This window comes from Trabulsiella odontotermitis (assembly GCF_030053895.1).
GTDB lineage: Bacteria > Pseudomonadota > Gammaproteobacteria > Enterobacterales > Enterobacteriaceae > Trabulsiella > Trabulsiella odontotermitis_C.
Window position 1 is genome coordinate 4117592 of sequence record NZ_CP125781.1, and the last position, 24049, is coordinate 4141640.

21 protein-coding genes and 2 tRNA genes are annotated in these 24049 nt (G+C 56.2%); 1 reads left to right on the top strand and 22 read right to left on the bottom strand.

Annotated features, from left to right (window positions below; translation table 11 throughout):
- Positions 1-26 precede the first annotated feature (26 nt).
- The 20 genes from QMG90_RS19525 to nnr all read right to left on the bottom strand — a co-directional run bounded on the left by QMG90_RS19525 (position 27) and on the right by nnr (position 22096).
- Positions 27-1649 carry an isovaleryl-CoA dehydrogenase gene (locus tag QMG90_RS19525; protein WP_283281358.1) on the bottom strand — a complete coding sequence of 541 codons (1623 nt, stop codon included), beginning with the start codon at positions 1647-1649 and terminating at the stop codon, positions 27-29.
- A 116-nt stretch (positions 1650-1765) separates the two neighbouring features.
- Complete coding sequence (gene rlmB / locus QMG90_RS19530; RefSeq protein WP_038156268.1) at positions 1766-2497, bottom strand: 23S rRNA (guanosine(2251)-2'-O)-methyltransferase RlmB; 732 nt, start codon at positions 2495-2497, stop codon at positions 1766-1768.
- Between the two features lie 113 nt (positions 2498-2610).
- Positions 2611-3387 (bottom strand): ABC transporter ATP-binding protein, encoded by a 777-nt coding sequence (locus tag QMG90_RS19535; RefSeq protein WP_283281360.1) that lies wholly within the window; start codon positions 3385-3387, stop codon positions 2611-2613.
- Entirely contained in the window at positions 3387-4157 is a 771-nt protein-coding gene (locus tag QMG90_RS19540; RefSeq protein WP_283281363.1) for an ABC transporter permease, read from the bottom strand. Before QMG90_RS19540 ends, QMG90_RS19535 begins: the two co-directional genes overlap by 1 nt.
- Entirely contained in the window at positions 4154-5161 is a 1008-nt protein-coding gene (locus tag QMG90_RS19545) for a taurine ABC transporter substrate-binding protein (protein WP_283281365.1), read from the bottom strand. The genes QMG90_RS19540 and QMG90_RS19545 overlap by 4 nt, the downstream gene beginning before the upstream one ends.
- Positions 5162-5215: 54 nt before the next feature.
- Positions 5216-5938 (bottom strand): cysteate racemase, encoded by a 723-nt coding sequence (cuyB, locus tag QMG90_RS19550; protein WP_283281367.1) that lies wholly within the window; start codon positions 5936-5938, stop codon positions 5216-5218.
- The gene (gene cuyA / locus QMG90_RS19555) at positions 5931-6935 is read right to left on the bottom strand and encodes a D-cysteate sulfo-lyase (RefSeq protein WP_283281368.1); all 1005 of its coding nucleotides are present in this window, start codon (positions 6933-6935) and stop codon (positions 5931-5933) included. The genes cuyB and cuyA overlap by 8 nt, the downstream gene beginning before the upstream one ends.
- Before the next feature lie 213 nt (positions 6936-7148).
- Complete coding sequence (rnr, locus tag QMG90_RS19560; RefSeq protein WP_283281369.1) at positions 7149-9590, bottom strand: ribonuclease R; 2442 nt, start codon at positions 9588-9590, stop codon at positions 7149-7151.
- 42 nt (positions 9591-9632) lie between these two features.
- Positions 9633-10061, bottom strand: coding sequence for a nitric oxide-sensing transcriptional repressor NsrR (gene nsrR / locus QMG90_RS19565; RefSeq protein ID WP_038156281.1), 429 nt, complete (start codon positions 10059-10061; stop codon positions 9633-9635).
- 138 nt (positions 10062-10199) lie between these two features.
- Positions 10200-11498, bottom strand: a complete 1299-nt coding sequence (gene purA / locus QMG90_RS19570) for an adenylosuccinate synthase (protein ID WP_283281370.1) — start codon at positions 11496-11498, stop codon at positions 10200-10202.
- Between the two features lie 102 nt (positions 11499-11600).
- Positions 11601-11798, bottom strand: a complete 198-nt coding sequence (locus QMG90_RS19575) for a DUF2065 domain-containing protein (protein WP_049848594.1) — start codon at positions 11796-11798, stop codon at positions 11601-11603.
- A 72-nt stretch (positions 11799-11870) separates the two neighbouring features.
- Positions 11871-12875 carry a protease modulator HflC gene (hflC, locus tag QMG90_RS19580; RefSeq protein WP_283281372.1) on the bottom strand — a complete coding sequence of 335 codons (1005 nt, stop codon included), beginning with the start codon at positions 12873-12875 and terminating at the stop codon, positions 11871-11873.
- Between the two features lie 2 nt (positions 12876-12877).
- Positions 12878-14140 (bottom strand): FtsH protease activity modulator HflK, encoded by a 1263-nt coding sequence (gene hflK, locus QMG90_RS19585; protein WP_283281373.1) that lies wholly within the window; start codon positions 14138-14140, stop codon positions 12878-12880.
- Between the two features lie 65 nt (positions 14141-14205).
- Positions 14206-15486: a ribosome rescue GTPase HflX gene (gene hflX, locus QMG90_RS19590; RefSeq protein ID WP_283281374.1), complete on the bottom strand. Its 1281-nt coding sequence runs from the start codon at positions 15484-15486 to the stop codon at positions 14206-14208.
- A gap of 74 nt (positions 15487-15560) precedes the next feature.
- Positions 15561-15872: an RNA chaperone Hfq gene (gene hfq / locus QMG90_RS19595; protein WP_283281375.1), complete on the bottom strand. Its 312-nt coding sequence runs from the start codon at positions 15870-15872 to the stop codon at positions 15561-15563.
- A gap of 84 nt (positions 15873-15956) precedes the next feature.
- On the bottom strand, positions 15957-16907 hold the full coding sequence (gene miaA / locus QMG90_RS19600) for a tRNA (adenosine(37)-N6)-dimethylallyltransferase MiaA (RefSeq protein ID WP_283281377.1): 951 nt from the start codon (positions 16905-16907) through the stop codon (positions 15957-15959).
- Complete coding sequence (gene mutL / locus QMG90_RS19605; protein ID WP_283281379.1) at positions 16900-18759, bottom strand: DNA mismatch repair endonuclease MutL; 1860 nt, start codon at positions 18757-18759, stop codon at positions 16900-16902. Before mutL ends, miaA begins: the two co-directional genes overlap by 8 nt.
- A gap of 9 nt (positions 18760-18768) precedes the next feature.
- On the bottom strand, positions 18769-20097 hold the full coding sequence (amiB, locus tag QMG90_RS19610; RefSeq protein ID WP_283281380.1) for an N-acetylmuramoyl-L-alanine amidase AmiB: 1329 nt from the start codon (positions 20095-20097) through the stop codon (positions 18769-18771).
- An 18-nt stretch (positions 20098-20115) separates the two neighbouring features.
- On the bottom strand, positions 20116-20577 hold the full coding sequence (gene tsaE / locus QMG90_RS19615; protein ID WP_283281382.1) for a tRNA (adenosine(37)-N6)-threonylcarbamoyltransferase complex ATPase subunit type 1 TsaE: 462 nt from the start codon (positions 20575-20577) through the stop codon (positions 20116-20118).
- A complete protein-coding gene (gene nnr / locus QMG90_RS19620; protein ID WP_283281383.1) occupies positions 20570-22096 on the bottom strand; it encodes a bifunctional ADP-dependent NAD(P)H-hydrate dehydratase/NAD(P)H-hydrate epimerase in 1527 nt (508 codons plus the stop codon). Before nnr ends, tsaE begins: the two co-directional genes overlap by 8 nt.
- Here nnr and queG point away from each other — a divergent pair.
- Entirely contained in the window at positions 22095-23234 is a 1140-nt protein-coding gene (queG, locus tag QMG90_RS19625; protein ID WP_283281384.1) for a tRNA epoxyqueuosine(34) reductase QueG, read from the top strand. The two genes, nnr and queG, sit on opposite strands and share 2 nt — an antisense overlap.
- A 268-nt stretch (positions 23235-23502) precedes the next feature.
- Here the strand turns inward: queG and QMG90_RS19630 are convergent.
- Positions 23503-23578, bottom strand: a tRNA-Gly gene (locus QMG90_RS19630).
- A 36-nt stretch (positions 23579-23614) separates the two neighbouring features.
- A tRNA-Gly gene (locus QMG90_RS19635) sits at positions 23615-23690 on the bottom strand.
- Positions 23691-24049: the final 359 nt, after the last annotated feature.

Sequence of the window (24049 nt, forward strand, 5' to 3'; positions counted from 1 at the left end):
ACATCACGCCGTCTGCCCGCTCAGCACTAGCGTCCGCCCCCTGTTGCCCGCAGCAGTAAATCGTCTTTGACCTGTTCACTCAACAGTGATCCCCCTCGCGTATCCAGCATCATCCGACACCAGGCCTGCGCCATCGGTGGCGACGCATAACGCAGCATTTGTGCACCCACGCCCAGCCGCCAGAGTTGCTGCGTTATTTCACGCCCCTGCGCCTCTGACGGTTTATGTAACCGTTGCTGGAGCTGACGCCAGGCGCGATCGAAATGGCGGTCCTGTCCTTTTACCTCTGCGCACTCTTCGCTCAGTAATTCGATGGCGCCAGGCTGTTTACTCAACACGCGCAGTACGTCAAGGCACATGATATTGCCGGAGCCTTCCCAGATACTGTTGACCGGCATTTCGCGATACAGACGCGGCAGTTCGCTCTCCTCGCAATAACCCACGCCGCCCAGCACTTCCATCGCTTCAGCGACAAACGGGATCCCGGCTTTACAGACGGCAAATTTCGCCGCGGGAGTGAACAACCGCGCCCACAGCATTTCCTGTGCATCCTGCCGGTGGTCCCACGCACGCGCCAGACGGAACAAAAAGGCAGTTTGCCCCTCCAGTTGCAGCGCCATGCGAGCCAGCACTTCACGCATCATTGGCTGATCGACCAGGTTTTTGCCGAACGCCTGCCGCTGGTGCGCATGGTACAGCGCCACCGACAGCGCACGCCGCATCAGCCCGTGACTGCCCAGCGCACAGTCAAACCGCGTCAGCGCCCCCATTTTGAGGATCTGCCGCACGCCATCGCCCTCTTCACCAAGCAGCCAGGCCGACGTGTCGAGGAATTCCACTTCGCTGCTGGCATTCGAACGATTGCCCAGTTTATCTTTCAGCCGTTCAAGGCGAATAGCGTTTCGCTGGCCGTCCGGCAGAAACCGCGGGACAAAGAAGCAGGATAATCCCCCTTTCGCCTGCGCCAGCACCAGATGCGCATCGCTTTGCGGCACCGAGAAAAACCATTTGTGCCCCACCAGCCGCCAGCTGCCGTCATCGGTTTTTTCCGCCCGCGTGGTGTTGCTGAGGACATCCGATCCCCCCTGTTTTTCCGTCATCCCCATACCAATCAGCAGGCCGCGCTTCTGGGCGCCGGGGAGCAGGTGAGGGTCATAGCGATCGCTCAGTAGCGGCGTCATCCACTCAGAAAAGGGCGCGGGCAGCGATTGCTTCAGCAGCGGCAGTGCCGCAAAGGTCATGGTAATCGGGCACAGCGTTCCCGCTTCCACCTGCGCATGCAGCATGAAGCGGGCGGCGCGGGCGGTAAACGATCCGGTACGGGCTTCATCTTCCCACGCCAGATTATGTACCCGGTTAGCGCACAATCCCTGCATCAGCAGATGCCAGGCAGGGTGAAAACGGACATCATCGAGGCGCGCGCCGGTAGCATCATAGCGCAGCAGTTCGGGGGGATTGACGTTCGCCAGCCGCCCCAGCTCCAGCGATTCCGCGGTACCGAGCTGTTGCCCGATGCTGGCCAGCAGTTCGCTGTCCCAGCCAGCGCCTTCACGCTGTATCGCTTCCCGTAACGCGGTATCGGAAAGGAAAAGGTTACTGTTATTGAGCGGGGTCGGTTGATTAAAAACGGTATGCGTTTGCCAGTGCATTGCGTTTCCCTCCTTCAATGGCTGTCCTGATAAGTATGGTTAGCCTTTGTCGGTCACGCCTGAAATGCGGGCAAAAAAAACCATCCCGCAGGATGGTTTTGTGAGGTCACCGGCGATCAGCCACGCTGGCGTACGGCTTCAAACAGGCAGATGCCGGTTGCCACCGAGACGTTCAGCGATGAGACGCTGCCCGCCATTGGAATGCTGATGAGTTCATCGCAATGTTCGCGGGTAAGACGGCGCATCCCCTCGCCTTCCGCTCCCATCACCAGCGCCAGCGGGCCGGTCATTTTGCTCTGATGCAGCGTATGGTCAGCTTCACCCGCGGTTCCGACGATCCAGACGTTCTCTTCCTGGAGTAAACGCATAGTGCGCGCCAGGTTCGTCACGCGGATCAACGGTACGCTTTCCGCCGCGCCACAAGCCACTTTTTTCGCCGTCGCGTTCAGTTGTGCGGAACGATCACGCGGGACGATCACCGCATGCACACCGGCGGCATCAGCACTGCGCAGGCAGGCACCAAGGTTGTGCGGATCGGTAACGCCATCGAGGATCAGCAGAAACGGCTGATCGAGCGAGGCGAGCAGATCGGGCAGATCGTTTTCCTGATACTGACGACCCGGCTTCACGCGTGCAATGATCCCCTGATGCACCGCCCCCTCGCTTTTCTCGTCGAGATACTGGCGGCTGGCAACCTGGATCACGACGCCCTGCGCTTCCAGCGCGTGGATCAGCGGCAGCAGGCGTTTGTCTTCGCGCCCTTTCAGAATAAAGACTTCCTGAAAGCGTTCCGGGGCGCGCTCCAGCAGGGCCTGCACCGCATGGATGCCGTAAATCATTTCACTCATTAAACGTACTCGGTTTGGGCGGTATGCGCCGGGTTAAATTAGGCCGTGTGGCAAATCACTGGCGCCTATTATAACTGACCCGGCGTTCAAATCGACCCTGTCGCACGTTTCCGCTAACGTAAGTGTCGCTTCGCCTCCTGGCGCACCCGATGCAGAACGCGGTGTTTGATCTCACTGTAAGCGGGATGTTCGGCGAGTGTTTCGATATCCCGCTGCCGGCCAAAGGGCAGCACGATCTCATCGACGATTTTTCCAGGTTTTGCTGACATGATCAGAATGCGATCGGCAAGAAAAAGCGCCTCTTCTACATCGTGCGTAACGAAGAGCAGCGTGGTGCCGGTGGTCAGCCAGGCCTCACGCAGCAGTTCCTGCATCATCAGCCGGGTTTGCGCGTCCAGCGCGCCGAACGGCTCATCCAGCAGCAGCACTTCCGGGCCGGGAAGCCAGGCGCGAGCCAGCGCCACGCGCTGTTTCATACCGCCAGAAAGTTGCCAGGGAGCGTGATGTTCGAAGCCTTTCAGGCCCACGCGTTCCAGCCACGCCTGTGCCTGCGCGTTGGTTTCGTCCTTGCGATGTTTACCCAGACGCGGGCCAAAGGTGACGTTTTCCAGTACCGAAAGCCACGGGAACAGATTGGGCTGCTGGAAGATCATTCCGCGGTCAGGCCCGGGTTGTCGTACCGTTTTTCCGCCGGCCGCCACCCGTCCGCGATCCGGTTTAGTAAATCCGGCGACCAGGTTCAGGATAGTGGATTTCCCGCAGCCAGACGGCCCGAGCAATACCACAAACTCCCCACGGTTCAGCGTCAGGTTGATATTTTCCAGCACCGTAAACGGCTGCGGTTTCGCCGCAAAAGAGAGCGACACATTTTCCAGGGTGATAGCGCTCATTATTCTTTCCCCGCCCAGGGCACCGTCAGGCGTTGCAGCCCCAGCAGTAACAGATCCAGCAGATAACCGATGCCGCCCAGCAATAAAATGCCGAGCATGACGATATCGGTGCGCAGATAAGAGCTGGCGTTTATCACCATCCAGCCCAGCCCGGAACTGGCCGCAACCATCTCAGCGGCAATTAATGACGTCCAGCCAATACCGATGGAGAGCCTGACTGTGGTGAACAGATCCGGCAGCGCATCCGGCAGCACGACGCGCAGGAAAATCTGCTGACGTGATGCCCCGAGCGTCTGCGCGACACGAATACGCGAGCGGCCAATGCGCTCAACCGCCGCCGACGCGCCGACTACCACGCTCAAAAACGTAGCAATAAAAATCAGGAAGAACTTAGACGCTTCGCCAATCCCCAGCCAGACAACCGCCAGTGGGATGAGCGCAATTTTTGGCAGAGGACGCAGGAATTGCACGAAGGGGTTCAGCACCGCCGCCAGGCCGTCCGACAGCCCCATCAACAAACCCAGCGGAATACCAATGATAATTGCCACGGCAAACGCGCTCAGGGCGCGCGCCAGGCTCACTGCAATGTGTTCCCAGAGCGGCACCTGACGGTAACCATCCGCCAGTAGCTCTTCGGTAGTAAGGCCGATGTCGGTGAGCGACGGCAGCAGCAGCGGATCGACCCACTGCCTCGTCGCCGCCACCTGCCAGACGACAAAGAAAACCGCCACCGACAACACGCTGATGGCGATATGCTGACTTAATCTCATTGCGCCGCCACCGCCGCATCGCGAATGTAGCGGGAATCAATCGCGGTATCCCAGTTGGCTGGAATATCGCGCTTGCGGATCTCACCGATACTGGCGAGGAAATCGGAGGTTTTGGTTAACGCTTTGCCAATCCCGCTGTCGGTGGTTTGCGTGCCATTACCCAGCCAGTCAGCGGTACCCTGCTGGGCAAGTGTGGGATATTCCAGTCCTCCCAGGGTGTTCGCCGCTGTCGTGACCGGCGCACCGACCTCTTTGGCGACGATCGCCGACGCGCGTTCCGGATCTTTCCTGAACTCATCCACTTTCTGTTGATGTACACGCAGGAAGGCGGTGACCGTTTCCGGATACTGCTCGGCAAAGGCTTTACGGACCACATAGTTGTTGTAAATCAGATAGCCATCTTTTTGCAGATCTTTGGTGGCAAATACCTGATGACCGCCTGACGCTTCCAGTTCCTGCGCAAACGGTGCCCAGACATAACCGGCATCAATGTCGCCACGTTTCCAGGCGGCTACCATTTCAGCAGGACGCAGCGGCAACAGCGTAATTTTGCTGCGATCCAGCTTATTCACACTGATCGCGGCTTCGAGGGCGTACTGCGCTGTTGAATTTGGCGGATACGCCACGCGTTTACCTTCGATATCCTTGATGTTCGCAATGCCATCTTTGCCAATCAGCCGTTCATAACTGGCAATCACCCCCGAAACGCCAATAATCTCGACCGGTAACTTACGCACAATGCCTGCTGTCGCCGGGCTTGAACCAAAATTGGCAATATCAATTGCATTGCTGGCAAAATAATTCAGGGCATCCGCGCCAGAAGCAAATTGCACCCATTTCACTTTGCTGTTTAACGCTTTATCCAGCGAACCGTCCGCTTTCGCCAGCATTAATACCTGAGAACCACCGCTATATGCCACGCGAACTTCAGCAGGCGTATCGGCAAAACTCATATTTGCCCATAAACCACCCGCTGCAATTAATAAGCAGAGACTTTTTTTCATTTTATTTTTCCTTTGATGGAACCGAATATTTCGCCCGATACCGTCTCGGGCAGCTTATCTATTTAAAACGCCACAGGTTTGCCATAACCGCGAACATCGCTCCGCCAGAGCCTGCGCCGGATCCCAGGCGAGATGAAGAAACGGCGCATTGACGGCCTCAAGCGCAACAGGCACTTCGGTGCAGGCCAGTACCAGTTTTTGCGCACCGCGGGCAAACAGCGCGTTGGCCTGCCGTGACAGCAACGCGCCCCCTTCAGCCAGCGCCCCGCGTTTTACCGCGTAGCAGCCCGGCACAAACCATTGCGCCAGTTCCTCTTCCGTCGGCGTGACAACTTCTATGTCCTGCAAAGCCAGCCGGCGCTGATACCAGCCCGCATCCAGCGTGCCTTTGGTCGCAATCACGCCAACCCGCTGCGGTCTTTCAGCAGACTGCGCCAGCGCTTCCAGCGTGGCATCCACGATATGCAGAATGGGCGCCTCACTCACCTCGCTGAGCGCGTCGTACCAGTGGTGTGCCGTATTGCAGGGGATGGCGATATGGCTTGCGCCAGCCTGATTCAGCGTCGTAATACCGTGGATAAGCTGCGGTAAAGGCGACGGCCCTGTGCCCGCCAGCGCTTTCTGGCGATCCGCGATTTGCGGCACATTCCAGACCACCGTAGGCAGATGCTGCTGATCGCTTTGCGCGGGCGTGGCGTCCAGCAGGCGACGCTGAAAATCCAGCGTCGCAAGCGGTCCCATGCCGCCAAGTACGCCAAGCAGAAAGGGCTTAGCCATGCTCCAACACCTGACGATAACCAAACAGCCCCGCCGAGCCGCCGGTATGGATAAAGACGATATTTTCATCCTGACGGAAATGACCTTTACGGATGAGATCGATAAGTCCGGCCATTCCTTTTGCTGAATAGACCGGGTCAAGCAGGATGCCTTCATGGCGAGCCAGCAGCGTCAGCGCTTCCAGCGTCCCTTCCGTCGGTAAACCGTACCCGTCGCCGACATAATCGCTATTGGCTACCACCGCATGCCGTGACAGTTCTCCCGGTACGCCGAGCAGTTCCAGTGTCCGCGAGGCGAGATTCCAGACGTTCTCTTCCTGTTTCGCTTTTGGCGCACGCACACTAATTCCCAGTACCGGAATATGGCTGTTCGTGGCGGTAAAACCAGCCACTAACCCGGCCTGCGTACCGGTGCTGCCGGTGGCGTGTACAACATGATCGATGCGCAGACGGCGTTCAGATGACTGATAAAGCAGCTCTTCGGCGCAGGCCACGTAGCCCAACGCACCTGTCGGGTTCGAGCCGCCGCCGGGGATGATATACGGATTGTGTCCCTGCTCGCGTAGCGTCGCGGCGTACACTTCCATCGCCTGCTGCATATCGGTGCCGCCCGGCAGATGAGCGACGATGTCGCCGCCCAACAGGTTATCAAGCAACACGTTGCCTGAACGCTGATAATCCTCTCCAAAATCGGTGACGCGTTTTTCCAGCAGCGCTTTCGCTTTCAGCCCGAGACGCGCGGCACCTGCGATAGTCTGGCGCACATGGTTTGACTGCGTTGCCCCCTGGGTAATGACCACATCGGCCTTTTTCTCCAGCGCATCCGCCAGCAGAAATTCCAGCTTGCGGGTTTTATTTCCGCCCGTTGCCAGACCGGTGGCGTCGTCACGTTTAATCCATATTTTAGGTCCGCCTAATAACCGGGTTAAATTATTCAGTGGCTCCAGCGGAGTCGGGAAATGACCAAGTGAAAGGCGGGGAAACCGGGCCAGATGCATAAACGCTCCCTATTCATCAAGAGGGTTTTATAAAAGTGAAATTCACTATACACATCTGCCTGATTTGGCTAATAAAGAATAATAAATATTGATTACTGAAAAACGAATAAGCAGGAATAAAGAGGGAGTAAGACGACTCGTTATTCTGTTCCGGAATGGCTTGCAGCGAAAAAGAATAACCCCTTCCTGACGGAAGGGGTTATTGGGGCGATATTACTGCGCGGTATTTTTTTTCGCTGCACGCTTTGCTTTGGTCGCGGCAGCAATTTTCTGCGTTTTAGCCGAAGGCTTTTTCGCTTTTCTGGCGTCTTTCTTCGCCGCCTTTGGTTTCTGTTTCTTCTCACCTCGGAAAGCGCTGTCCGGTTCGAAATTCACCTTTTTACCCGCATTCCGGCGACGGCTCGTCGGTTTGCCACTGGTGGATTTTTTCGCTTTTTCGCGCGCGGTTTTACCGACGTTGCGCGGGCCGCGCTCGCTGGAGATCAGCGTGAAGTCGATCTTACGCTCGTCCATATTGACCGCTTCGACACGCACTTCAACGCGATCACCCAGGCGATAAGTCTGACCGCCGGATTCACCGATCAGTCGCTGCCCGATCTGGTCAAAGCGATAGTAGTCGTTATCCAGCGTGGAAACGTGAACCAGACCATCGATAAACAGATCGTCCAGTCGAACGAAGAAACCAAAACCGGTGACGCTGGCGATGACGCCAGGGAAGACATTGCCGACCTGGTCCTGCATAAAGTCACACTTCAGCCAGTCGGAGACTTCACGGGTGGCTTCATCGGCGCGACGCTCGGTCATCGAGCAGTGCTCGCCCAGTTGCAACATCTCTTCCATGCTGTAGTGCCAGCCGCCGGTCTCGGTGCTGTTGCCTTTGTGCCCCTGCTCTTTCGCCAGCAGATACTTGATGGCGCGGTGCAGCGACAGGTCCGGATAACGGCGGATCGGCGAGGTAAAATGCGCGTATGACTGCAACGCCAGGCCGAAGTGACCACGGTTTTCCGGGTCGTATACCGCCTGCTTCATGGAGCGCAGCAACATGGTCTGCAACATCTCATGATCAGGACGATCAGCAATGGATTCCAGCAATTCAGCGTAATCACGTGGCTCCGGTTTATTCCCGCCTGGCAGTTCCAGCCCCAGTTCGGCCAGCACCGAACGGAAAGCGGTGATCGCCTCGTTGCTCGGCTTGTCGTGAATACGGAACAGTGCGGGCTCGTTGGCTTTTTCCACGAAACGCGCCGCAGAGATGTTCGCCAGAATCATGCACTCTTCAATCAGCTTGTGCGCATCGTTACGCTGAGTTTGCTCGATGCGTTCAATGCGGCGCTCAGCGTTGAAAATAAACTTCGCTTCTTCGCTCTCAAACGAGATGCCGCCGCGCTCTTCGCGAGCGCTGTCCAGCACTTTGTAAAGGGTGTGCAGCTCTTCAATGTGCTTCACCAACGGCGCGTATTGTTCACGCAGATCCTGATCGCCCTGCAGCATGTGCCACACTTTGGTGTAGGTCAGACGTGCATGAGAGCTCATCACTGCTTCGTAGAATTTATAACCCGTCAGACGGCCTTTTGACGAAATCGTCATTTCGCACACCATACACAGGCGATCCACTTGCGGGTTCAGCGAGCACAGGCCGTTGGAGAGCACTTCCGGCAGCATCGGAACGACCTGCGACGGGAAATAGACGGAGGTGCCGCGGCTGCGCGCTTCGTTATCCAGCGCGGTGCCTGGTCGCACGTAATAGCTCACGTCAGCAATCGCCACCCACAGGCGCCAGCCGCCACCGCGTTTTTTCTCGCAGTAGACCGCATCGTCAAAATCGCGGGCGTCTTCACCGTCAATGGTGACCAGCGGCAGACTGCGCAAATCAACACGCCCGGCTTTTGCCGATTCCGGCACCTGCTCTTTCAGTCCCGCGATTTGCTTTTCCACGGCTGGCGGCCAGACGTAAGGAATTTCATGGGTACGCAGCGCCATATCGACGGCCATGCCAGTACCCATGTTATCGCCAAGCACTTCGACGATTTTGCCTACCGCTTTGGTACGACGCGTCGGACGCTGGGTGAGTTCAACCACCACCACGTAGCCCATGCGCGCGCCCATGATTTCTTCCGGCGGGATGAGGATATCGAAGCTCAGGCGGCTGTCATCCGGCACGACAAAACCCACGCCGGCATCGGTAAAATAACGGCCCACGATCTGGCTGGTTTTCGGCACCAGCACACGCACAATGCGTGCTTCGCGGCGGCCTTTGCGATCGGCGCCCAGCGGCTGCGCCAGTACCACGTCACCGTGGATGCAGGTTTTCATCTGCTCGCTGGAGAGATACAAATCGTCCTTGCGTCCTTCGATGCGCAGAAAGCCGTAGCCATCACGGTGGCCAATGACAGTGCCTTTCAGCAGATCGAGGCGTTCCGGCAGCGCATAGCACTGGCGGCGGGTAAAGACCAGTTGTCCGTCGCGCTCCATGGCGCGCAGACGACGGCGCAGCGCTTCCTGCTGTTCTTCGCCGTCAATATTCAGTTCAACCGCCAGCTCTTCACGGCTGGCGGGTTTTTCGCGTTTAGATAAATGATCAAGGATGAATTCCCGGCTCGGGATAGGATTGGTGTATTTTTCTGCTTCGCGTTCCAGGAAAGGATCTTGTGACATCTCGGTTCCTCCGTTGTCATCTCTGGTGAAAGCCTTTTTTTGTCATTCTTCCACCAGCAATAATTTATAAAGCGGTTGATTCTCTTCAACCAAATCAGCCAGTGTGTAGTTATCCAGTTCCTTAAGGAAACTATTCACGGCATTAGAAAGTGCCTGTTTCAGACGACAGGCAGGGGTAATGTGGCAAAACTCACTGCTGCAATTCACCAGCGAAAGCGGTTCAAGTTCGCGTACAACATCTCCCACACGAATGGATGCAGCCGGTTTGCCTAAACGGATCCCACCGTTTTTTCCGCGCACAGCAGCAACGTAGCCAGCGCGGCTAAGCTGGTTGATTATTTTAACCATGTGATTACGGGACACACCGTACACCTCTGTCACTTCAGAGATACTGGTCATGCGTCCGTTGGGCAACGACGCCATATAGATTAGCGCACGTAATCCGTAATCGGTGAAACTCGTTAACTGCACATCAACCTCAAAACAGGGGAAAAGCGGAGATTATTACTATTGATGATAAACCAGCCAGATAGTAACGGGCTAATTAATTCGAACGGGGAAGTAAAAAAGCAGGCAGGAAGGGGGCACGGCAATCGTGCCCCGGCATGATTACGCGTCGAACGGATCGCGCAGGATCATGGTTTCAGTACGGTCAGGACCGGTGGAGATAATATCAACCGGAACGCCCGTCAGTTCTTCAATACGCTTAATGTAGTTCAGTGCTGCCTGCGGCAGGCCGCTACGCGTTTTCACACCGAAGGTCGATTCAGACCAGCCCGGCATGGTTTCGTAGACAGGCACAATGCCTTCCCAGTCATCAGCCGCCAGCGGCGTGGTGGTCACTTCACGGCCATCCGGCAGACGGTAAGCCACACAGATTTTCACCTCTTTCAGGCCGTCCAGGACGTCCAGTTTGGTCAGGCAGAAACCTGACAGAGAGTTGATCTGTACGGCGCGACGTACGGCGACGGAATCCAGCCAGCCGGTACGACGACGACGACCGGTAGTGGCACCGTATTCGTTACCCTGTTTGCACAGGAACTCACCGATGTCATCAAACAGTTCAGTCGGGAACGGACCTGCGCCCACACGAGTGGAGTAGGCTTTCAGGATACCCAACACGTAATCAACGTAACGCGGACCAAGGCCAGAACCTGTTGCAACGCCACCGGCAGTGGTGTTGGAAGAGGTCACGTACGGATAGGTACCGTGGTCGATATCCAGCAGCGTACCCTGCGCGCCTTCAAACATGACGAAATCGCCACGCTTACGCGCCTGATCCAGCAGATCGGACACGTCAACCACCATCCCGGTAAGGATGTCGGCAACTGTCATGACATCATCCAGCACTTTTTGGTAGTCAACCGCTTCCGCTTTGTAGAAGTTCACCAGCTGGAAGTTGTGATATTCCATCACTTCTTTCAGTTTGTCAGCGAAGGTGGCTTTGTCGAACAGGTCACCCACGCGCAGACCACGGCGTGCGACTTTATCTTCATAAGCTGGCCCGATACCACGACCCGTGGTGCCGATAGCTTTCGCGCCACGCGCTTTCTCACGTGCGTTATCCAGCGCAACGTGATAATCGAGGATCAACGGGCATGCTTCAGAGAGCAGCAGACGTTCGCGAACCGGGATACCACGGTCTTCCAGTTCTTTCATCTCTTTCATCAGCGCAGCAGGCGACAGCACAACGCCGTTACCGATGATGCTGGTGACGTTTTCGCGAAGAATACCTGATGGAATAAGATGGAGGACGGTTTTTTCACCGTTGATTACGAGAGTATGGCCTGCGTTGTGTCCGCCCTGGTAGCGTACAGCATATTTGGCCCGTTCAGTCAGAAGATCGACGATCTTTCCTTTACCTTCGTCACCCCATTGGGTGCCCAGTACGACGACGTTGTTACCCATTTTTCAAAATCACCGTTTGCTTAAAAATGGATTCTACCATCGCTTTTTCAGAGTTACAGCACTTTTTGACCCTAAAATCAGGCAAATCTGACTACAAATTGATCAGCCAATCGTTTTCCTCAACATGTAGTAGATCACAATCCCTGCAACCACAAGTCCACCGCCAAAGCGACGCAACAGGTTATCCGGTAACTGGCTCATAGTGGCAACCATCCGACGCCAGGCACGCGGATAGAGCATCGGGCCAAGCCCTTCAAGTACCAGCACGAGGGCCAGCGCCAGCCAGATTGTTGAATTCATTTCGCTACCTTATAAAAGAAAACCACCGCTTCCGAAGAGAGCGGTGGTTTGATGACTCAAACGCGGTTAAGTTTATCGCGTCGCATTACCCGGCGTCTTCATATAACGGAAGAAATCGCTGTCCGGGCTCATGACCATCACATCCTGGTTGCTGTCGAAACTGTTTTCGTAAGCGCGCAGACTACGGATAAAGGCGTAGAAATCCGGATCCTGACTGAAAGCATCAGCGAACAATTTCGCGGCTTCGGCATCGCCTTCACCACGCATAATGCGACCCTGGCGCTCGGCTTCCGCCAGCGTTTTGGTCACTTCATAGTCCGCGGTAGCACGCAGTTTTTCCGCTTCTTCCTGACCCTGTGAACGGTGGCGACGGGCAACCGCTTCACGCTCGGCGCGCATACGGTTGTAAATCGCTTCGGACACTTCCGCCGGCAGGTTGATCTGCTTGATACGCACATCCACCACTTCGATACCCAGTGCTGCCATACTGTTCGGGTTGATCACCGGCACTTTGCCGTTGGTCTCTTCCTGAACGCGTTCTGCGGCTTTGGCAATCGCGTCATCGGCGGCGGGCGTCGTCACTTCGTCTTCGGTGCCCGCAGAGCCGGAGTTCAGCGCATCACGCACTTCCAGCGTCAGACGACCACGGGAGTCGGTAACGATGTCTTTCACATCCAGACGACCAATTTCAGAACGCAGACGGTCAGAGAATTTACGCTTCAGCAGCACTTCGGCCTGGGAGACGTCGCCGCCGCCAGTCGCCAGATAGTAACGGCTGAAATCGCTGATACGCCACTTGATGTAGGAGTCAACGATCAGGTCTTTTTTCTCTTTAGTCACAAAGCGATCGGCCTGGTTGTCCATGGTCTGAATGCGCGCATCCAGCGTTTTAACCGATTCAATAAACGGCACTTTAAAATGCAGGCCTGGCTCGTACACCAGCGGTTTGTTGTCATCGTCACGAACGACTTTGCCGAAACGCAGCGTAATTCCGCGCTCGCCTTCTTTAACAACAAAAACAGACGTATACAGCCCTACCAGCACGATGATGATAATCGCAATAACTGACTTACGCATCGTTATTCCCCCTGACGCTGGTAGTCGTTACGCTGCGCGTTGGCGCGGCGTTGGTCCATAATATCGCCCTGGCTTGAGGACGATGTATTGCTCGCCCCGCTGCTGGATGAGGACGCAGGCGGCAGACGCAGCAGGTTGTTTGCGCCACTGCTGTCACTCTTTGCCCCGGCAGCGCTGCTGCCTTTCAGCATCTGGTCCAGCGGCAGCACCATCAGGTTTCCGCCTTTATCGTTAACCAGCACTTTGCGGGTATGGCTCAGCACTTTTTCCATGCTTTCGATATACAGACGTTCGCGAGTGATTTCTGGCGCGGCTTTATATTCCGGCAGGATCTTCGCGAAACGAGCCACTTCACCCTGCGCTTCCAGGATGGTCTGGGTCTTGTACGCGCGCGCCTCTTCGAGGATACGCTGCGCCTGACCGTTAGCTCGCGGCTGAACTTCGTTGGTGTACGCTTCCGCTTCACGGATGTACTGCTGCTCGTTCTCACGCGCTGCAATCGCATCGTCAAACGCGGCTTTCACCTCTTCTGGCGGACGTGCAGCCTGGAAGTTCACGTCGAGCAGGGTAATACCCATGTTGTACGGACGAATGGTCTCTTCCAGCTCACGCTGGGTATCGCTACGAATCACGGTACGACCTTCGGTCAGGATACGATCCATGGTGTATTTGCCGATAACGCCGCGCAGAGCGCTGTCCGTCGCCTGACGCAGGCTGTCATCAGCACTGGTCACGCTGAACAGGTAGCGCTGCGGATCGGTCACGCGGTACTGCACGTTCATTTCAACACGCACCACATTTTCATCAGAGGTCAGCATCACGCCGGACGCCGCCAGTTCACGCACCGCTTCAACGTTAACCGGCGTGACATTATCGATAAATGTCGGCTTCCAGTTAAGGCCCGGCTCAACCAGATGACTGAATTTACCAAAGCGCGTAACCACACCACGTTCTGCTTCTTTAATGGTGTAGAAACCTGTCGCGGCCCAAATGATGACCACAGCAGCGGCAACGATACCGACAATGCGACCGCCCATCTGAACGCGAGGTCCCTGCGGATTACTGCCGCCGCCCTGGCCCCCTTTATTACCACCGCCAAAACCACCAAGCTTTTTGCTCAGTTTGCGGAAGATATCATCCAGATCCGGCGGTCCCTGATCGCGACCGCCTTTGTTTCCATTTCCCCCAGAGTTGCCGCCTTGATTATTGCTGCTTCCCCACGGGTCGCGGTCCTGTCCGTTATTACCGGGCTGATTCCACGCCATGTTTATGCTCCATATTTGTTTTGGGTACCCCGAACGGGGTTAATATCTTCAGGCAAGCTGCACCGTCAGACGATGTAGTCAGACAGTGCCGGTTCTTGTTTACAGAGGCGACGCCAGTCGACGACAGGCATACGCACCTGTATGCCGACGCTACCGTCATCCTCCAACCACTCTTTTTCTATCGCCTGAAGCTGATAAAACCGGCTTCGCAGACGCCCCTCTTTCGGCGGCAAACGCAGCGTGTGCTGCGCGATTTGCCCGGAAAGACGCTCAGTTAAAGCCTGGAAAAGCAGTGGTACTCCCACTCCGGTCTGCGCAGAGAGCCAGACCCGAATCGGTTTATTCTCATCATCTCTGTCGATACGCGGTTCGAAATCGTCCAGCATATCGATTTTGTTCATCACCAACAGCGTCGGGATCTCGTGCGCCTCGATCTCTTCAAGAACCGTATTCACGGCATCAATGTTTTCCTGCACCCGCACATCGGCCGCATCAATGACGTGCAACAGCAGCGTCGCCTGCCGGGTTTCCTGCAGCGTCGCTTTAAACGCCGCCACCAAATCATGCGGCAGATGGCGAATAAAGCCGACAGTATCCGCCAGCACCGTTTCGCCGACGTCGGCGACATCAATACGGCGCAGCGTCGGATCCAGGGTGGCGAACAGCTGGTCTGCCGCGTAAACCTGGGCTTCGGTTATCTGGTTAAACAGCGTCGATTTTCCGGCGTTGGTGTAACCCACCAGCGAGACTGTCGGAATATCCGCTTTGGTTCGCGAACGGCGCCCCTGCTCACGCTGTTTTTCCACTTTTTCCAGCCGCGAGAGGATTTGCATAATGCGATTGCGCAGCAAACGACGGTCGGTTTCAAGCTGGGTCTCACCCGGACCGCGCAAACCAATCCCGCCTTTTTGCCTTTCAAGGTGGGTCCAGCCGCGCACCAGGCGCGTTGCCAGATGGCGCAGTTGCGCCAGCTCAACCTGCAACTTACCTTCATGGGTTCGCGCACGCTGAGCGAAAATATCTAAAATCAGGCCAGTGCGATCAATCACACGGCATTCGCAAAGGCGTTCCAGGTTACGTTCCTGGGCCGGAGTCAATGCATGGTCAAATAACACGACGGAAGCGCCCGTCGCTTTTACGGCGTCCGCAATTTCGACAGCTTTACCTTCACCAACAAAATACTTCGGGTGCGGTGCTTTACGGCTACCGGTAATCACCTGCATTGCTTCGACACCGGCGGAAGAGACCAGAGATTCAAACTCCTGGAGGTCTTCCATATCTTTGTCTTGCGAAAAATAGATGTGTACCAGTACCGCCTGCTCACCGGCGTCATAACGGTCAAACAAGCGTCAACCCTCAAAAAAGATCAGCGGGGAACGCAGAAACCTGGCTCCCCGACATAGAAAAACAGCCATCAACCTTATTCGGTTTCGTCGCTGTCTTGTGGCGCAGCAGAACCCTGCGCGTTACTGCCATGGTGGTAATTACTACCAGTAGTACCGCCACCTGCGTTGTTGCTGTGATGAGATACAGGGCGGGACGGAACAACGGTAGAAATCGCGTGCTTATAGACCATCTGGCTGACCGTGTTTTTCAACAGGATCACGAACTGATCAAAAGACTCAATTTGACCTTGCAGTTTAATACCATTCACCAAATAAATAGAAACCGGAACACGCTCCCGACGCAATGCGTTCAGGAACGGATCTTGTAAAGATTGCCCCTTAGCCATTCTCTCTTTTCCTTATATGCTTGTTTTGTACTTAGAACCCTGTGGTTCTGAAAATTGCGCACGATACGGTTCAATTGTACACATTCAGCCTGCACTCGCACCAACTACCTGTAACACTTCGTTGAGCGCCTGTTGCGGTTGTTCGCTATCAAGCCAGTGAACACCGTCCCAACCGCGCAACCAGGTCACCTGGCGCTTGGCGAGCTGCCTCGTGGCGCAAACACCTCGATAAACCATTTCATCATATGAAATCTCGCCTTCAAGATAAGACCACATCTGGCGGTACCCCACACAACGAATGGAAGGCATATCCTTATGCAAATCTCCACGGGCAAAAAGCGCCCGCACTTCTGCTTCAAAACCTGAAGCTAACATCTGATGAAAACGCTGCTCGATGCGCTGATGGAGCAGTTCACGGCTCGCCGGGGCGATGGCGAACTGATGCACCTGATACGGCAAAGCGTCTCCTGACGTTTGCGTCAGTTCCGTTAAAGTTTTACCCGAAATGAAAAAAACTTCCAGTGCTCGGGAAAGTCTTTGCGGATCATTCGGATGAATACGCGCAGCAGCAACCGGATCTATCTCCTGAAGCTGCTCATGCAAGGTATTCCATCCGCGCTCTGCGGCATCCTGCTCAATTCTGGCTCTGACCTTCGGATCCGCCGATGGTAACGGCGATAACCCTTCCAGCAAGGCCTTGAAATACAACATCGTTCCACCCACCAGCAACGGGATCCGTCCTGCTGCGGTGATCTCTGCCATTTCCGCTAACGCATCGCGACGAAAATCTGCCGCCGAATACGCTTGCGCCGGATCGAGGATGTCCAGCAACCGGTGTGGCGCGGCGCGAAGCTCTTGCGCATCAGGCTTTGCCGTTCCGATATCCATCCCCTGATAGATAAGGGCAGAATCGACGCTTATCAACTCTACTGGCAAAACTTTACGCAATTCGATCGCTAATGCGGTTTTGCCGGAGGCCGTTGGCCCCATCAAAAAAATCGCCTTTGGCAGGCTGGTTTCTACTACTTCACTCATCTTTCAGGGCGTTCATCGCCGAATGCAAATCAACGGATTGTAACAGGCCACCCGGCGGCGCCTTGACCAGTTGCGGGCATAAACGCTCCACATCGGCCAGGACGGCTATCGCCTGCGCCATATTCCAGTGGTCATGTTCACTCGCCAGATTGCGGGAAATCCACTGGGCAACATCGCCCGCGACCACCGTTTTTTGCAGCGCAAGGTAGCCTATCAGTTCAGGAATCAAGTTTTGTAAATTTTGTTGTCTTAAGGGTAAAGGCACCGCTCTGACAGTGACGTGCTGCGCATCGGATTGAATGTCGATGCCCAGCTCAGTCAGCACCGTCAGGTGAGTTTTCAGCGCCTGTTGTTCTTCTGCGGAGACTTTTAACCGCAGCGGGATCAGCAACGGCTGCGCGCAGATCGGTTCTTTGCCTGGCATAAGCTGCGCCTGGCGCAGCCAGCGTTCCGCTACCGGCAGCGCCAGCAGGCTCAACCGGCCATCCCGCTCCAGCAGCGCGCAATCCCCCGCCACGATGGTCAGTACCCGGCCAAAGCTCTGGCTGTGTCCATCGAGAGTCGCCTGTACCGGCTGCGGTGTCGGTGCTTTGTGCGTGGCAGCGGGCGTATCGAGCAGTTGGCGATAGAGCGCTCCCTGCTGCTTTTGATATCCCGGCTGCGCGTTCGGCCACGATGCCCCGCCCTGCCCGCGGCCTGCGCCGCCAGACGACGGTGCAGTATACGTGGGCGCCGCGGGTTCACGCGCCGTAACAGGTTCGGCAAACTGGTTGCGTCCGGCGGCCACCCGGTTTTCGGGGATCTGCCGGGGCGCGGGCGCGTCGTCTTGCGCCAATGGTAACGGCGCATCCAGTTGCTGTTGCAGTACGCTCAGCACACCCTGATAGATAAAATCATGCACCAGCCGCGACTGATGGAAACGCACTTCGTGCTTCGCCGGGTGAACGTTAACATCCACCTGATGTGGATCGATCTCCAGATAAAGCACAAACGCAGGCTGCTGCTCCGCGCCCAGTTTGTCTTCGCAAGCCTGGCGAATCGCATGATTGATCAGGCGGTCACGCATCATACGGCCATTGACATAGCAGTACTGAATTTCCGCCAGCGCGGAAGTGGTGTGTTTCGGATCGGCGACCCAACCGCGCAGCGACAGATCGCCATGCTGCCACTCAATCGTCAGCGCCTGTTCAAGAAAAGGCGTTCCGCAGATGGCGCCCAGACGGCGTTCCTGCTGACCGTCCGGCTGAACCGCGCGGTACTGGCGCACCATTTTGCCGTTGTGATTGAGGTTGATGGTGACGTCAAAACGCGCGAGTGCGATGCGGCGAACCACCTCATCAATATGACCAAATTCGGTTTTTTCGGTGCGCATAAACTTGCGGCGTGCCGGGGTGTTATAAAAGAGATCAAGCACTTCCAGCGTCGTACCGACCGGATGCGCGGCGGGTTTTACCGTCACGTCCATGTCGCGCCCTTCCGCATAAGCCTGCCAGGCTTCCTGCTGATCGGCGGTGCGGGAGGTCAACGTAAGACGAGAAACCGAGCTGATACTGGCCAGCGCTTCACCGCGAAAACCGAGGCTGATGATCGCTTCCAGATCGTCAAGGGTGGCGATTTTGCTGGTGGCATGCCGCGCCAGCGCCAGCGCCAGCTCCTCTTTTTTAATGCCGCCGCCGTTATCGCGAATGCGGATAAGCTTCGCGCCGCCGCGTTCGATATCGATATCAATCCGCGTGGCGCCTGCATCGAGGCTGTTTTCTATCAGTTCCTTCACCACCGATGCCGGACGCTCTACCACCTCGCCTGCGGCAATCTGGTTCGCGAGCTGTGGCGGCAGAATCTGAATCGGCATGATCGCTCCTTAATTCACCAGCGCGCCCGGCGATGCGGCGCTGGCGGTTTGCGCGCTCTCGCCCTGCGGCGCTGACTGTACCGGATGGGCCGCGAAATATTTCCGCAGACCGCTGTATATCGCATCGGCGATTTGCTGCTGGAATTCATCGCTCGCGAGCAGACGTTCTTCGCTGGTATTACTGATGAAGCCCGTTTCAACCAGAATCGACGGGATATCAGGGGAACGCAATACCCCGAGGCTGGCATGTTCCGGGTGACGTTTATGCAGGTTACCCACGCGCTGCATCTGCCCCAGCACATTTACCGCGACATCATACCCGACGCGCTGAGAATGGCCGAACTGTAAATCCAGCACCGCCTGACTCAGATAGGGATCGGACTGACTGTTCGCCAGCACGTCGCCCGCGCCACCCAGCAGTTCCGACTGCTTCTCATGTTGTTCCAGCCAGCTCGCCATTTCACTGTTAGCGCGACGGTTTGAAAGCACCCACACCGACGCGCCGGTCGCATCGCGATTCGGCGCGGCATCAGCATGAATCGACACCAGGAAATTGGCGTTCTGCTTACGCGCCACATCAGAACGCCCCATCACCGAAATAAAGTAGTCACCGTCGCGGGTCATCACCCCTTTGAACATCGAGTCAGCGTTCAATAGCGTGCGCAGCTTACGGGCAATGGCAATGGTGACGTTTTTCTCGCGCGTGCCGCCAGGGCCAATCGCGCCAGGATCCTGGCCGCCGTGGCCCGCGTCAATGGCGATAATGACTTTATCGCCAGGCGCCACCGGGCGGGCAGATGCCGCAGGGCGAGTCACCGTATTGCTGCTGGTCGCCGCCGTGATGCGATCATTATTGGCTTTAAACGGATTCCGCGCCGGCTCTGATGGACGCGAGACCACCGCAGGCGCTTCGACGCGCTTCGCGACCATGCGCGGTGGCGGCGGTGGCGGCGCGTCTGCATTAATGGTAAAGACGACGGTATAGTTCGCGCCGTTCTGCTGCTTCGCCACGCGTGTCTTACCGTTTTCTGTCAGATCGACCACCAGCCGCAGAGACTGGCTGTCCTTCGGCGTTCCCGAACGGATACTTCGAACCAGGTTATTCCCGCTGAACTGCAGCGGCAGCCCCTGGATAACACCAGTCTGCTTGATATCGAGCGCCACGCTGCGCTTGCCGTCCTGGCTGAAGGAGTATTGCGGATCGCCCATAAAACTGAAGGTGATCCGGGCTTGTTTGTCGCCATTCGACACCTGAATGTCGGATAAACTGGCCGCGGTTGCATGCAGGGTCAGCAGCATCAGTGCAGCCATCAACGCACTTTTAACGCGAAACATCATCCCGCCATCCCTTTTAAATTAACTGGCTAAACGCGCCAGTAATGACTCGCCCAGCGTAGAGACGGCGGTCACCCGCGCCTCCCGCCCTTGTGCCTGGTAGTCTATGTGAATTTCGACATCCGGGTCAGGCAGCACACCCGCGCCCTGTTGCGGCCATTCCACCAGGCAGATGGCATCATCGGTAAAATAGTCGCGGATCCCCATAAATTCGAGCTCCTCTGGATCCGCAAGTCGATAAAGATCAAAGTGGTATACGTTCAACTGCTCAAGCGTGTAGGGTTCGACCAACGTGTACGTCGGGCTTTTTACGTTACCCTTATGCCCCAGCGCCTGCAAAAAACCACGGCTGAACGTGGTTTTACCCGCGCCTAAATCACCGTACAGATAAATCACTGTTGCGCCTGTGCAGGCCTGCGCGATGCGGTGACCCAGTGCTAAAGTTGCCTGCTCGTCGGGTAAAGAAATCACTCGATTAATCATGGTTTACGTCAATTACATCCGGGTTAACAACACGCCTCAGCGTGGAAAAAAGATCAGTCGCCAGCATGCCGCGGGTACCGGAACGCTCAGCCAACACGTCAGCGGCAGCGCCGTGCGCCACACAGCCCGCGCAGGCTGCATCATAAAGCGTCAACGCCTGTCCCAGCAATGCGCCGATAATGCCAGACAGCACATCGCCCATCCCGCCGCTGGCCATTCCGGCATTGCCGGCGTCAATAATACCAAGGTGGCCTTCCTCGTCCGCCACCACGGTGCCCGCCCCTTTCAGCACCACCACGCCCCCGTAGCGTTTTACCAGACGCTGTGCAGCATTTAAGCGATCGTGTTCAACATCTGCCACACGACAACCGAGCAAACGAGCGGCTTCGCCGGGGTGCGGCGTTAATAACCGATTGTGACGTTTATCGGGATTGATTGCCAGAAGGTTCAGCGCATCGGCGTCCCAGAGCATCGGCTTGCGAACGTTTTCGACTTTGCGCAATGCCTGCTGCCCCCATGATTGCTGCCCAAGCCCCGGCCCAATGACCACGACATCGGCCCATTCCAGGCTCTCATCGAGCGATTGCGGCGTCAGTTCATGGACCATTAATTCTGGTCGGGCGGTGATAATGGGAGCGATGTTTTCGACACGCGTCAATACGCGTACCAGGCCAGCGCCCGTGCGCAATGCGGCTTCTCCGGTCATCCGAATCGCGCCGGCGGTGCCGTGATCACCGCCGATGATCACCAGTCGTCCGTGGTCGCCCTTGTGCGACGTCGGGCGGCGAGGCGGCAGCCAGTGCGCCAGTTGTGACGCATCAAAACGGGAAAGGGTGGTCGGTTGACCGGCAAGCCAGCTATCCAGCCCCAACGAATGGTGATGCAGTTTTCCCACCACGTCGCGCGCTTTGCCAGTGAGCAGCCCGGGTTTCAGGGCGATAAACGTCAGGGTATGCGCGGCATGAATCACCGCGCCCGGCGTCGCGCCGGTCTGGGCGATAAGTCCGGAAGGAATGTCGAGCGCCACCACCGGTGCGGAGGATTTATTCGCACGCTCAATAAGACCAGCCACATCGTCACGGGGCGCATTGCTGAGACCGGTGCCGAGCAGGCCGTCGATAATCACATCAATATCCTCCGGCCAGAGAATATCCGGGGCATGGATCACGCCGCCAGCGTTCAGCCAGGCCTCGCGCGCCTCGTGGGCTTCGTCCGGCAGCGGTTTGTCGCTTTCCAGCGCCAGCAGCGTCACGCGAATGCCCTGCGCGGCCGCCAGTCGCGCCACTACATAACCATCGCCACCGTTGTTGCCGTGACCGCATAACACCAGCCAGTGCTGTGCGTCAGGATAAGTGTCGCGAGCAAGGGTAAAAGCCGCCTCGCCCGCACGGAACATCAACTCGTGCAGGGTCAGCCCCAGACTGTCCGCCGCGGCTTTTTCGGCGCGACGCAGGTCATCCGCAGGCCAAATGGAATGTGGTATACTTGCGAGGTTCCTCGTCAATGTATGGTCCGTCATGTCACAGCCCCTCGATCTCAATCAGTTAGCGCAACAAATCAAACAATGGGGCACTGAACTCGGCTTTCAGCAGGTCGGTATTACCGATACCGATCTCAGCGCCAGCGAGCCAAAACTGCAGGCATGGCTGGATAAACAATACCACGGCGAGATGGAATGGATGGCGCGTCACGGCATGATGCGCGCCCGCCCTCATGAACTCGTCCCCGGTACGTTACGCGTGATTAGCGTGCGGATGAACTATCTGCCCGCTAATGCCGCCTTTGCCCGTACCCTGAAAAATCCCGCGCTCGGTTACGTCAGCCGTTATGCCCTTGGGCGTGATTATCATAAGCTTTTGCGCAACCGTCTCAAAAAGCTCGGCGAAAAGATTCAGGAACAATATGCTTCGCTGAATTTTAGACCGTTTGTGGATTCCGCGCCTGTTCTGGAGCGTCCGCTGGCAGAAAAAGCCGGGCTCGGCTGGACAGGTAAGCATTCACTTATCCTCAACCGGGACGCGGGCTCCTTTTTCTTTCTCGGTGAATTGCTGGTGGATATCCCCTTACCGGTGGATAAACCCATTGAGGAAGAATGCGGTCGCTGTGTCGCCTGTATGACCATCTGCCCGACCGGAGCCATCGTGGAGCCCTACACTGTTGACGCCCGCCGCTGCATTTCGTATCTGACTATTGAACTTGAAGGCACCATTCCTGAAGAATTTCGCCCGCTGATAGGCAATCGCATCTACGGCTGCGACGACTGTCAGCTCATCTGCCCGTGGAATCGTTATTCGCAGTTAACCGATGAAGACGACTTTACCCCGCGGAAAGCGCTGCATGCGCCGGAGCTGGTAGAACTGTTCGGCTGGAGCGAGGCGTGGTTCCTGAAAGTGACGGAAGGTTCGGCAATTCGCCGGATTGGTCATTTGCGCTGGCTGCGCAATATTGCGGTTGCGCTGGGGAATGCGCCCTGGGATGAAGCAAACATACATGCGCTGGAAAGTCGGCGAGGTGAACATCCACTTCTTGATGAACATATTGAGTGGGCGATCGCCAGACAGATCGAGAAACGAAATGCCTGCGTTATCGAGGTGCAGCCGCCGAAAAAACTGCGGTTGGTTCGTGTTGTAGAAAAAGGTTTGCCGCGTGACGCCTGATTCATTCACAGCATGTGAATAAAATTAAAAAGGCATTGCGATTCAAGGCTCAGAAAATCGTCAAGTGATCGCAGTAACACTTTGCAATCAAATTTTATCTTTATATATCAATGGAATAGTAATATATAATTCACCCTGCTAACGATTAGTTATTACAGGTCGAGATCTTTTTTCTGTGGATAACTCTGTTCACAAGAGTGTTTCAGGCACGAAACAAAACGCCGCCAGCCGCTAACTGCGCTGTGGATAATCGTAACGAAAAGAAATTTGGAGCGGGAAACGAGACTCGAACTCGCGACCCCGACCTTGGCAAGGTCGTGCTCTACCAACTGAGCTATTCCCGCTTAGGGCGATCTGTATCTTGCGATACTTTCAAATTTTGGAGCGGGAAACGAGACTCGAACTCGCGACCCCGACCTTGGCAAGGTCGTGCTCTACCAACTGAGCTATTCCCGCATAATCTTCGTCTTTCACGCTGCCATTCATTGCAACCTGAAATCCTGTGATTAGGATGGTCTGTATCTTGCGATACTTTCAAATTTGGAGCGGGAAACGGGACTAGAACCTTGTCCACAACTCTTTGATTTGAAAAGAGTTTTCGTTTTTCCCGCAACAGGAATGGACAAGATTATGGACTTATTCTTTCGCGGTGGCAAGTGTTGTGACAACTTTTTTTCTACCGCAGGCTGCTGACGTCCATCGACATCTGGTCTCCCCCCCAGAGCCCTCAGTACCAATCAGGGTGATCGTGCCAGGAAAGCCTAGTACAAGCTACGCTCATACAACCAGCCCGGTCCGCTATCAACCGGGCAGAA